Source organism: Streptomyces sp. NPDC088817 (genome assembly GCF_044750345.1).
Lineage (GTDB): Bacteria > Actinomycetota > Actinomycetes > Streptomycetales > Streptomycetaceae > Streptomyces.
In genome coordinates, this window is record NZ_JBIVJN010000016.1 from 214946 (window position 1) to 226932 (window position 11987).

The 11987-nt window shown below is 74.4% G+C and carries 7 protein-coding genes; 4 read left to right on the plus strand and 3 right to left on the minus strand.

Annotated elements, in window-relative coordinates; translation table 11 throughout:
* Window positions 1-568: 568 nt before the first annotated feature.
* Entirely contained in the window at window positions 569-2668 is a 2100-nt protein-coding gene (locus ACIP4X_RS27415) for an asparagine synthase-related protein (RefSeq protein WP_391458873.1), read from the plus strand.
* On the opposite strand, the gene ACIP4X_RS27420 is transcribed toward ACIP4X_RS27415, so the two are convergent.
* A complete protein-coding gene (locus tag ACIP4X_RS27420) occupies window positions 2655-4907 on the minus strand; it encodes a sigma-70 family RNA polymerase sigma factor (protein WP_391458871.1) in 2253 nt (750 codons plus the stop codon). The two genes, ACIP4X_RS27415 and ACIP4X_RS27420, sit on opposite strands and share 14 nt — an antisense overlap.
* 182 nt (window positions 4908-5089) lie before the next feature.
* Window positions 5090-5857 carry a helix-turn-helix domain-containing protein gene (locus ACIP4X_RS27425; protein WP_358731897.1) on the minus strand — a complete coding sequence of 256 codons (768 nt, stop codon included), beginning with the start codon at window positions 5855-5857 and terminating at the stop codon, window positions 5090-5092.
* 397 nt (window positions 5858-6254) lie between these two features.
* Between ACIP4X_RS27425 and ACIP4X_RS27430 the strand changes: the two genes are divergently transcribed.
* Together ACIP4X_RS27430 and ACIP4X_RS27435 are read left to right on the plus strand one after the other, a co-directional pair.
* Entirely contained in the window at window positions 6255-7631 is a 1377-nt protein-coding gene (locus tag ACIP4X_RS27430; RefSeq protein ID WP_358731895.1) for an NAD(P)/FAD-dependent oxidoreductase, read from the plus strand.
* 235 nt (window positions 7632-7866) lie between these two features.
* Window positions 7867-9561: a SpoIIE family protein phosphatase gene (locus ACIP4X_RS27435; RefSeq protein WP_391458869.1), complete on the plus strand. Its 1695-nt coding sequence runs from the start codon at window positions 7867-7869 to the stop codon at window positions 9559-9561.
* Between the two features lie 54 nt (window positions 9562-9615).
* Here ACIP4X_RS27435 and ACIP4X_RS27440 read toward each other — a convergent pair whose 3' ends face one another.
* A complete protein-coding gene (locus ACIP4X_RS27440) occupies window positions 9616-10887 on the minus strand; it encodes an MFS transporter (protein WP_391459034.1) in 1272 nt (423 codons plus the stop codon).
* A gap of 182 nt (window positions 10888-11069) precedes the next feature.
* On the opposite strand from ACIP4X_RS27440, the gene ACIP4X_RS27445 reads away from it, so the two are divergent.
* Window positions 11070-11633: a MarR family transcriptional regulator gene (locus ACIP4X_RS27445; RefSeq protein ID WP_358731891.1), complete on the plus strand. Its 564-nt coding sequence runs from the start codon at window positions 11070-11072 to the stop codon at window positions 11631-11633.
* Window positions 11634-11987: the final 354 nt, after the last annotated feature.

Below are 11987 nucleotides of genomic sequence, written 5' to 3' on the forward strand. Positions count from 1 at the left end.
CGGGATTGTGGCCCGCACTCAAGTGCGGGCCCTGCACGCAGGGTTGCGGCGTGCACCTGTTGTGTGGCCGTGCGCCCGTGCGTGCGCTCTTCTCCGGCCACGGGGGGAGCGGTTCCATGGTCCTGCGTGGGTCGGCCCGCTGTACTGGATCCAGTGGGCTGGGGGACACCGCCGCCTTCATCCCCGCGGGTGGCGGAACGGTCCGGGGGGCGAACTCCGCCTCCCGGACTGCGTGTTGTCCGCGCGGCGCGGGTACGGAGCGTGCGCACGCGTGTCCCCATGGCGCGGAATTGGCCGAAAATCGACCCTGTGTGCCACCGCCGAATTACCGCCCCCACCATGGAAGTTGAGGGCGCGAAGGGTGTTGCGGGGAGCGCATCGGGGGGCGCATTCGAGTCGCAGTGGCCTTGCGCGGTACGGGCGTTCGCCACCGCCGGGCCAGGCGCGCAGGGGCGCGCACCCCGCACCGAAGGCGGCTCCGCCTCCCCTCCGGCGCGCCTCCTTCGTGGCAGCATGGTGACCCGGTTCGTTGCGGTGCACTGGTTGCCCACAGGCGGTGGAGGCTTCGATGCGGTGGTTGGTGGGGTGGAGCAGCACCGCCGCGGGCGCCATCGGGACCGGCGGCGCGGGCGCCACCGGCCACGACGGCCAGACCCTGCACCCGGTGGGCTCCCAGCTCCTGTGGGGCGACCCCGACCCGCTGTGGGCGGTCGGCGACTGGCGTCCTGACGAGATCCGCGTGGTGCAGGCCGACGCCCGGACGAGGATCGCTGTGCTCGGCATCTGCGGGGCCACCGACGAACAGCTGCGGCTCGGTCTGTTCGCCGCGCGCGGGGGCGCGCTCAGGCATCTGACGGCCTGGCCCGGAAGCTACACCGCCGTCGTACAGGTGGACCGCCGCGTCACCGTCTGCGGCGACCTCGCCGGCGCCCGCCCGGTGTTCCACACTCCGTGGGCCGGGGGCACGGCGTACGCGACGGCCGCGCTGCCGCTGGCCGACCTCGTCGAGGCCAACCTCGACTTCGGGCACCTGGCCGCCCTGCTGGCCGCCCCCGACGTACCGGCCGCGCTGGACGACTCCACGCCCTACGAGGGCGTACGGCGCATTCCGCCGGGCCACGCGCTGATCCTGCGTGCGGGAGCGCGTGAGGTCACGGGCTACGAACCGGTCGCCTCGCTCGCGGTGGCCGCGCCGCCCGCCGACCCGGACAGCGCGGTCGGCGCGGTGCGCGACGCGCTGGTGGAAGCCGTCCGCGCCCGTCTGGCCGCGCCGCGGCACGTCCCCGACATCGACCCGGGCCCGGTGCCCGGCATGGGCCCCGCCGAGCGCCGCGCGGCCCGCGGGATGCCGGTGCCGGGCATCGGGGCCGACCTGTCCGGCGGATCGGCCTCGGGCACGCTCGCGCTGCTGGCCGCCGGGCTGCCGGGCCGCCCCGGCACCCTCCTGGGCCACGGCACGGGGGCAGGTGAGCGCCTGCTCGCGGTCACCTTCAACGACCTGACGGCCACCGGACGCGAGGCCGAACTGGAACGCGCCGGGACCCTCGCGGCCAACCCCCGTCTGCACCACGTGGTGGTGACCGGCGGCGAGGACGTGCTGCCCTACGCCGACCTGGACGGCCCCCTCACCGACGAACCCGGCCCGTCCCTGGTCGCCGCGGCACGGCACCGCGCACGGCTCGCGGCGGGCAGCGCGGACCACTTCACCGGCCACGGCGCCCGGCAGGTCCTGGACGCCCACCCCGCGCGCCTGGCCGACCTGCTGATGGACCGCAAGCGCCGCCATCTGGTCCGGCCCGTCGCCGCGCTCGCCAAGGCCGACGGCTCGGTCATGGTCCCCGCGCGCGTGTACGGCGCGGCGCGGCGGCTGTCGCGCACGCCCTACCGGGCCGGGCTCGACCTGCTCGCCGAACGGCTGCTGCACCGCCGCTTCGACGAGCCCGCGGGCACCGTCGGGGCCTCCCTGGCCGCACTCACCTGGGCGAGACCCGGGCCCGCGGCCCGGTGGCTGACCGGGGAGGCACTGGCTGAAGTATCGGTTCGCCTCCAAGGCGCGACCCACCGTTCGGGAGTGGGTCCCGGGCAGCGGCCGGGCGACTACCGCGCGCGTGCCGCCCTCGCCCGGCACGCGGCGGACCTGCGGGTGCTGGAGCAGGCGGCCGAGGTCCGCTCCCAGCGGCTGCACACGCCCTTCCTCGACAACCAGGTCGTGCGCGCCTGCCGCGCCCTGCCGGAGGCCCTGCGGGTGCAGCCCGGCGCCCGCGCGGCGATCCTGCGGACGGTGCTCCAGGGCGCCGGAGTGGGCGACCTGCCCCCCGGCTGGGGCGCTCCCTCGCACGCCTCGGCCGCGGCGGCGTCCCGCACCGGACTGCGCGTGGCCGTCAACGACCTGGTGGACCTGTTCGCCACCCCCCTGCTCGCCGAGGCCGGCCTGGTCGAGGCCCGGGTGGTCCGCAAGGCCCTGCGCGCGGCGTCGCAGGGCGAACCGCTGCCGCTGGACGGCCTGGCGGAGCTGGTGTCCCTGGAGTTGTGGCTGCGGCGCCTGCTGTCCCGCCGCGGCACCTGCTGGACCGGCACGCCCGCGCGTGCCCGCGCGGTGCCGGCGGGCATCGCCCCGCAGCGGGGCGCGCTGGCCTCCGGCGGCCGGCCGAGCCCTACCGGCAGGTGAACCGCGACTCGGCCCAGTCCGCGAGGGCCGCGGTGTCGAAGGCGCTGTGCGGCTCGACGACCAGCCGTACGGTCCGGTGGCCGGCGAGGCTCACATGGACGGCGACGGCCGGGTCACCGCCCGCGATCGTCCCCGAGTTCCACAGCGGGACCCCGTCGGCGTACACCGAGAAGGAGACCCGGCCGAGTCCGGCCGTCAGGTCGTCGACACCGACCACGGCGTCGTAGGCGGAGCACTCGCGGTTGAGGTCGACGGTGACGGACGACCTGCCGTGCACGGTCACCCCGTGCGCGTACCGCTGGCCGGCGATCGACGGGCTGTGGCGCTGCCACACCCAACTGCTCGCGCCGATCCGCATCTCGGGGCGGGTGCCGTCTCCCGTGAGGTCGTACTTCAGCTCGTTCCAGGGGAAGACGACGGGCTCGGGCGGGGGAGTCGGGGTGGGGGTGGGCGCGGGCTCTTCGGTCGGGGTGGGCGTCGGCGTGGGTGCCGGTGACGGCTCGGGCGCCGGTGTGGGGGCGGCCGTGGGGGCCGGGGCCGCCGCTGCGGGAGGCGCCGGAGGCTTCTTGGCGCTCGGGGTCGGCTTCGGTGCTGGTGTCGGTTTCGGGGCAGGGCTCGCGGCCGGCTTCGGCGGCTCGGGCGCCGGGGCCGGCGCGGGCGGGGGAGGAGACGTCGGCTTCGGCGGCCGCGGGGCCTCGACGACCGGGGCGGACGCGACGGGCCGCGCCTCCGGCCTGCCGACCGGGGCCTCCCGGCCGACCAGCGCGAGCGCGACCGCCGCGGCGGCGACCGCGACCACACCGGCCGCGATCCCCGCCTTCACCGGCGCGCCCAGCCCCTCCGCGGCCACCGCTCCCCCGCCACCGGAGGAACCACCGGTCGCCGCACCCGCCGCACCCGCGGCGCCCGCCGCTCCCGCCGCGCCCGCGCCGCCGGCGACGATGCCGAGCGCCTTTGCGTACCCGGCGGCGCCGAACCAGCCGATGACGGCGACCGGGACCACGGCCGGGATGCCGCCGGCGACCTCGGCGATCTGGGTGGCCGCCAGCCGGCACCTGGCGCACTCCTCCAGATGCTTGCGCAGTCCCCGCTCGGCACGGGTGCGCAGCTTGCCGCGGGCGTAACCGCCGAGCCGGTCGGCGTACCGGGCGCACTCCTCGTCGGCGGTGAGGGAGGCACTGACGTGGGCCTGGAGGTAGGCCTGCCGCAGCCCCTCCCGGGCCCGGCTGGCCAGCACCCGGGTGCCGTTGGCGTCCAGCCCGAAGAGCGTGGCGACCGCGCTCGGCGACTCGTCCTCGACCTCCGTGTGCCACAGCACGGCCTGCCACCGTTCGGGCAGCGAGCGGAAGGCCCGCATGGCCATCGACTGCTCGGCCTCGTGCATCGCGCGCACGTCGGCGCCGAGGTCCAGGCCTGCTCCGAAGGGGCCGGGGGCGTCGTCCGACAGCTCCGCGGCCCGCGCGGTTTGGGCGGCGAACACCGCGAAGTCGTCGACCAGTTGCTCACGCCGGGCGGTGCTGGTCCACTGCGCGGCGACCCGCCGGACCGTGGTGAGCAGATAGGCGCGTACGGCGTGCTCGGGGCCGGAGCCGCCGCGCACCGCCTGGAGCACCCGGGCGAACACCTCGGCGGTCAGGTCGTCGGCGGTGTGGGCGTCCCGGCAGCACGTGCGCGCGTACCGGCGTACGGCATCGGCGTGGCGCCGGTACAGCTCCTCGTACGCGCTGTCCTCGCCCGCACGCACCCGCCCGATCAGCTCGGCGTCGGACGGCGGCAGGTCCGCCGAGGCCGGCGCCCCCGCGGCGGACGACACCGTGCTCTCACGGAACCACTCGCGCTGCAGCGGCACACCGCCCTGCGCAGTTGAGCCCTGCGTCGGTACCCCGTGCCGCGCCGTCGAGCCCTGCGTCGGGGAACCGCCCCGCGTCGGGCTGCCGCCCTGCGCCGTCGAGCTCTGAGCCGGTACGCCGCCCTGCGCCGCTGATCCCCGCGTTGGTAGACCGCCTTGCGCCGCTGATCCCCGCGTCGGGGAACCGCCTTGCGCCGGTCCGCCTCCCTGCTTCGGTACGCCGCCCTGTGCCCGGGAGCCACCCTCGGCCCGCCCGGTGCCACCCTCGGCCCGCCCGGTGCCGCGCTCGGTCCCGGACGGTCCGCCCTGGGCCGGAACCTGCGGGGTGTCCGGCCCGTCCGCCCGTGGCCCGCCGTCGTCGACGCCGTCGCCACGCCCGTCAACGCTCATCGCGCAAACGCCCCCGTTGTCGGCCAGACCGTCCCGATCACCGGGCCAGACTCCCACACCGACCGCCACCGGGCCCCGGCCGCGGGGAACCTCCACTCGTCCGTGGGGTTCCGTCGCGTTTCGGCACCGTCCTCACCCGTACGGGGAGGCCGGCCGGGCACGGCTCACACGGGGGACACGGCTCACGCGGGCCGCGAACGGAGCCCGTCCAGCAGGATGTCCAGCAGCCGGGCCGAGGCGGCGGCCTGCTGCGCCGCGTCCGGCAGCGCGGGGGCGGCCGTCGCGATGACCAGCAGCACGTCCGACACCGACACGTCCGGCCGCAGTTCGCCCGCCGCGCGCGCCCGCTCCACCAGCCGGCCCACGACCTCGAGCAGCGCCGCCGCCCCGGCGTCGTCCTCCGCCGCGCCGGACGCGGGCCCCGCGCCGTCGGGCACGAGCCTGAGCTCCCCGGAGCCCGGCTGGACGCGCTGCTGCGGCACCCGGAGGTCGGCCCGGTCCTCGGTGACCGAGACGCGCAGCACCTGCGGCGGCAGCAGCCGCCCGGCACCGGAGGCCACCGACGTCCGCAGGAAGCGGGAGAGCGCCGACCACGGCTCGTCCTCCTGACCGAGCGCGGCCCGCGCCTGGTCGGCCAGCCGGGAGGTCTCCTCCTCGGCTATCCGCCGCACCAGGACGTCCTTGCTCGGGAAACGCCGGTACACCGTGCCGACGCCGACCCGCGCGCGCCGCGCCACGTCCTCCATCGGCGCGCCGTACCCCAGTTCGCCGAAGACCTCGCGGGCAGCCCGCAGCACGTGCTCGAGGTTGCGCTGAGCGTCCACGCGCAGCGGCGCCGTCCGGCCCGGCCGGGGCTCGTCCCCGCGCGCGCTGCCCGCCGTGGCGCCCATCGCGCCGCCACCGGGCGCCACGGCTGACGCGGTGGACCAATGAGTGCCCTGAATGTGCATAAGTGATCCCCCGGTAATGACGTCTCCCCCCGGAGACTCTCCCCGTCCCTGATTCCGGAGCGCGCGGAACGGGATCACGCACGATCGGGCCCGCCCCCGAGATCAGGTGGTGCTCGGCGGGCTCGCTCGGATCACATCCCCCACACCCCGTCGACACACGAACATAGTTGAGAGGCCGTCAATTCAGAAGGGGCAGGTTCCGCACGGAGCGCCCCCCGATCGGAGTACGGGCCCCATATGTCCGTATTGTGCCCCCTTCCATCCTCCCGGCGCACACCTACTGACCTGCGCGCTTCCACCGCACAACGCCAATTCGGCCAACCCCGCGCCGCCGCGGCCGACGGTCACACAATTCGCCGGGGCTGTGGACAAACGAGAGAGTCGGGTGCGTCATGGGATGGTGAAGGAACGTGCGCGCATTCTCGTTGTCGGCGGCGGCTACGTCGGGATGTACACGGCCCTGCGCCTGCAGCGGCGGTTGAAACAGGAGCTCAGCCGGGGCGAGGCCGAGATCACGGTGGTCACGCCCGATCCCTATATGACGTATCAGCCGTTCCTGCCCGAGGCCGCGGCCGGCGCGATCTCCCCCCGGCACGTCGTCGTCCCGCTGCGCCGCGTCCTCGACCGCTGCCGCATCATCGTCGGCGAGGCCACCTCCGTCGACCACGCGCACCGCACCGCGACCCTCACCACCCTCGCCACGGAGGAGACCGGCGGCACCGAGAAGCTGGCGTACGACGAACTCGTCCTCGCCCCGGGCTCCGTCTCGCGCACCCTGCCCATCCCGGGGCTGCTCGACTACGGCATCGGTTTCAAGACCGTCGAGGAGGCCATCGGGCTGCGCAACCACGTCATCGAGCAGATGGACATCGCCTCCTCCACCCGCGACCCCGCGATCCGCGACGCCGCCCTCACCTTCGTCTTCGTCGGCGGCGGCTACGCGGGCGTGGAGGCGCTCGGCGAACTGGAGGACATGGCCCGCTACGCCGCCCGCTACTACCACAACGTCAAGCCCGAGGACATGAAGTGGATCCTCGTCGAGGCCTCGGACCGCATCCTGCCCGAGGTCGGCGAGGAGATGGGCCGCTACACGGTCACCGAACTGCGCCGCCGCAACATCCAGGTCCTCCTGCGCACCCGCCTCGAATCGTGCGCCGACCGCGTCGCCGTCCTCAGTGACGGGCAGCGCTTCCCGACCCGTACGGTCGTGTGGACCGCGGGCGTCAAACCGCATCCGATCCTCGCCGCCAGCGACCTGCCGCTGAACGAGCGCGGCCGCCTGAAGTGCACCGCCCAGCTGACCGTCGAGGGCGTCGAACACGCCTGGGCCGCGGGCGACGCCGCCGCCGTACCCGACGTCACCGCCGACGAGCCGGGCGGCCTGACCGCCCCCAACGCCCAGCACGCGGTCCGCCAGGCCAGGGTCCTGGGCGACAACATCGGCCACGCGCTGCGCGGCGAACCCCTGGAGACGTACGCGCACAAGTACGCCGGCTCGGTCGCCTCGCTCGGACTGCACAAGGGCGTCGCGCAGGTCTACGGGCGCAAACTGAAGGGCTACCCCGCCTGGTTCATGCACCGCGCCTACCACCTGAGCCGGGTGCCCACGGTCAACCGCAAGACCCGGGTGCTCGCCGAATGGATGCTGGCGGGACTCTTCAAACGGGAGATCGTCTCCCTGGGTTCACTCGAACACCCCCGGGCAGAGTTCGAACTCGCTGCCGGTGGAAAGCATCCTCTCGACCCGAACATCAACCCGAAAGGGTCGTCCTGACCGGACCGGGGAACTCCGCCGCACGCCCCGGCGTCCCACGGATGCCGGCGCGGTCGGCCACACCGCCCAACCGGCCCGCGGCCGAGGACGGGCACCCGCCCGCCCGGCACGGATGACGCATTCCCGCCGCCCCGCACCCCCGGGACGGTAAGAATGTGCGGTCACCGCCGCGCGGCGCCTGACCCCCGGCCCGGGCCCGGAGCCGGCCTGAGACGACGACACGAGGCAAGGATTCGTGAACTTCACGCGCTGGAGCGCCCGGCTCCCCGGCATCACCGGAACGCAGCGCCGCGCGGCGGCGCGGCCCGAATTCGCGACCGTCGCGGACCGGCGGGCGGACGGCACCGTACCCGCGGCCCGCGGCGAACAACTGACCGACGAGACAGCGCCGGTGCCCGCCGTCGACGAACTCCCCGCACGCGAGGTCCTCGACCGCGTTCCGGCCCTCGTCGCCCTCGTCCACGGCCCCGACCACCGCATCGCCTACGTCAACGACGCCTACGCGGCGGCCTTCGGCGTGCGCCCGCTCGGCGGACCCGCCCGCGAGACCCTGCCCGAACTGCGTGAACTGGGCCTGCTGCCGCTCCTGGACCAGGTGCTGCGCAGCGGCAGGTCCCGCACCCTGAAGTCCCGCAAGGCACCCGACGGCCGCTCCTACACGTTCACGTGCACCCCGGTCGCCGAACCGAAGGGCGACGACCGCGACGACCGCGACGGGCGAGGGGTCCTGGTCTTCGCCACCGACGTCACGGACCACGCCGACGCCGCCGAACGACTGCGCGCCAGCGAGCGCCGACAGCGTGAGACCGCCGTCACCCTCCAGCGCTCCCTCCTGCCCCAGGTGCTCGAGCAGCCCGACGACCTGCGCATCGCCGCCACCTACCAGCCGGGCGGCACGGAGGCCGCGGTCGGCGGCGACTGGTACGACGTCATCACCCTCGGCGGCGGCCGCACGGCACTGGTCATCGGCGACGTGATGGGCAGAGGCGTGCGCGCGGCCGCGGTCATGGGCCAACTGCGTACCGCCGTCCGCGCCTACGCCCGCATGGACATGCCCCCGCACGAGATCCTGCAACTCCTTGACGGCCTCGCCGCCGACATCGACGCCAACCAGATCGCCACCTGCGTCTACGCCGTCCACGACCCGAACGAGGGCCGCCTGGTGTACGCCTCCGCCGGGCACCTGCCGATCCTGGTCCGCGACGAGAACGGCACCGTGCTGCGCGCCGACGAGCCCACCGGCCCGCCGCTCGGCACGGGCGGCTGGGTGCACGCCTCCGGGTCGGTCCCGCTGGGCCCCGGCTCCACCGCGGTCCTCTACACCGACGGCCTGGTGGAACGCCGCGACGAGGACCTCGACGAGGGGATCGCGGCACTGGAACGCGCGCTCGCCGGAGCCACCGGCTCCCCGCAGGTGGTCTGCGACCGCCTGGTCCGTTCGGCCGGTGTGCAGGCCGACCACGACGACGACGTGGCCGTCCTCGTCCTCCAGCACCCCGCCCGCACGGGCCCGGACGGCGAACTGTTCCGCAACGCGGCACTGGAACTGCTCGGCGGAGTGGAAGCGGCCCCACGCGCGCGTGCGTTCGCGTCGGGCGTCCTCGCCAGCTGGCGCTTCCCGCCCGAGCTGCACGACCTCGGCGTCCTCGCCGCCAGCGAACTGGTCGCCAACTCCCTCCAGCACGGCACCCCGCCCATGCGGCTGCGGCTCAGGCGCACCGACCGCCGGCTCATCGTCGAAGTCACCGACGGCGACGACCACCTGCCCAGGCGCCGCCGCGCCGGCCCGGGCGACGAGTCGGGCCGCGGCATCGCCATCATCGCCACCATCGCCACCAGCTGGGGTGCGCGCAGAACTCCGGGCGGTGGCAAGGCGGTCTGGTGCGAGTTCATCCTGCCGGGCGCGGCGGGCCGACGGGGCCCGCGCTGACACGGACCGTCCGCCGGGGCGCGGGGACCCGTACCCCGGCGGACGGGCGCGGGCTCACGCCTCGGCGCCCACCGGCTCCGCGGCCACCCCGCCCCGGGCGACCACGCGGCTGCGCGCGGCCCACGGATGGTCCTGCACCGCACTGAGCCCACGGCCCAGCCGCAGCGCCAGGACGGTGATCAGGAGCGAGAACACCAGGAACGTCACCACGTACGGCCCCGGCAGCGAGGCCGCCAGCGGGCCGCCCGCGGCCGGGCCGAGCGCCAGCGCGAGCTGCTTCACCAGGGCGAAGGCCGCGTTGTACTGCCCGGCCATCCCCTCCGGAGCGAGATCCGCCACCAGCGGCGCGACCGTCGGCGACAGCATCGCCTCACCGAGCCCGAACAGGGCGTACGTCGAGACGAACGCGGCCGTGGCCATCGCCCGGCTGCCGTGCCCGAGCCCCGCGTACGCCGCCGCGGCCCACGCCACGGCCCAGATCAGCCCCACGGCCGCGATCACCCGCGACCGGCGACGGCGCTCCACGAACTTCAGCACGGCGAACTGCGCCACCACGATCATCAGCGTGTTCGCGGCCAGCGCCGTCCCCAGCGTCGACGTGTCGATGCCGGCGGCCTCCACGCCGTACGCGCTCAGGCCCGACTCGAACTGCCCGTAGCAGGCGAAGAACAGCACGAAGCCCAGCCCGCACAGCTGCACCATCGCGCGGTTGCCGACGAGCTGCCGCCAGCCGGTCCCCGCCGTGCTTCCCGCCTCCGCCGGATCGTCGGCGATCCGCGGGGAGTGCGGCATCCGCACCGTCGCCATCAGCGCGACCAGCAGCAGGAACACCGCCGCCTCGATCGCGAACAGCAGGGTGAAGGAGGAGACCCGGGTGGTGTCGACGAGATGCCCCCCGATGAGGCCGCCCACGCCCAGCCCGAGGTTCTGCAGGAAGAACTGCATCGCGAACGCCCGCGACCGTGTCTCCGCCGTCGAGCAGTCCACGATCATCGTCGCCAGCGCCGGCTGCGTCACGGCCTGCCCCGCGCCGAGCGCCGCCGCCGACAGCAGCACGGCTCCGGCCCCGCCCGCCAGCCCCAGGCTCAGCGCGCCGAGCGCGGCCGTGACCAGGGCGGCGAGCAGGACCGGCAGCGGGCCGCGCCGCACGATCGCCCGACCGGCGAACGGCAGCACGATCAGCGCGGCCACGGCGAAGACGGCGAGGACGATCCCCGCCGTCATGGCTCCGAGACCCCGCACCTGCGCCACATAGACGTACAGGTAGGGGACGGTGAAGCCGAGCCCGAACGCGCTGAGTGCGTTGCCCACGTGGATCCGGCGCATCGCTGCGCCCATCGCCCTGGTCACGTTCACCCTCTCTAATGCGGCTAGGTAGCAAGTGGTGGACAGAAGGTTGCTTGAAGTGGTCAGTAGTTAGAACTGAAGACTTCGAAGCTAAAGTTCGATGCTAAACAGTACACCTGGAAGGACTTCAACGCCAAGCGGTCCCGTGCCATACTGCGGACATGGGCGACACCCCCGGCGGCATCGACGGCATCGGCACCGAGCCTGCGCTCGAAGAGCAGATCGCCGCCTATCAGCGCGAGTTCCAGGACCTCGACCCCCAGGTCGAGCAGATCGTCTCCGCGCTGTCCCGGCTGAACCGCCGGATGAACGTGGCCTACGGCCGGCAGACCGCGGCGCTCGGCATCAGCAACGCCGACTGGGAGGTGCTGAAGGCCCTCGTCCTGTCCGGCGCTCCCTACCGTCTGGGTCCGAGCGACCTCGCCAAGCGTCTCGGCCTCACTCCCGCCGCGATGACCCACCGCATCGACCGGATGGTGGCCGAGGGGCTGGTCACCCGGGAGCGCGACGAGGCCAACCGCGTCCGGGTCATCGTGGAGCTGACGTCCGAGGGCCGCGAGAAGTGGCTCGAGGTCATGCGACTGGCCACGGTCTTCGAGGGCGACCTCCTCCAGGACCTCTCCCCGTCCGAGCGCACGGCCCTCGGCGAGGTGCTGATCAGGCTGCTTCGCCGCGTGGAGCACGCCCAGCCGGACGCCGGCGGACGGCTCAGCGACCTCGACTGAGAACTCTGCGAGAACACCTGGCCGGGACGCTTGACAGTCGCCTGCCGGATCCGTAATGTTCTCCGGGTTGCCGCGGGGCCGTAAGGGTTCTGCGACGACACCTCCGCCGCACCAGCGGCACCCAAACCACCAGCACGATCTCCCATCCGGGATTGTTTTCGGCGTGTCCGAATTCAATTTCGAGTGGGCTCGCCGATCTTGATCCGGCGCCCGAAGGGCCCGATTGGGAAACGCCGAGGGAATCCGCTAAGGTTTGGGACGTCGGAACGGCCCAACAGCCGGGAAGGCAAACCCCGCTGACTGGGGGTCAGGCCGAGAAAAGGATCTGATAGAGTCGGAACCGCCGGAAAGGGA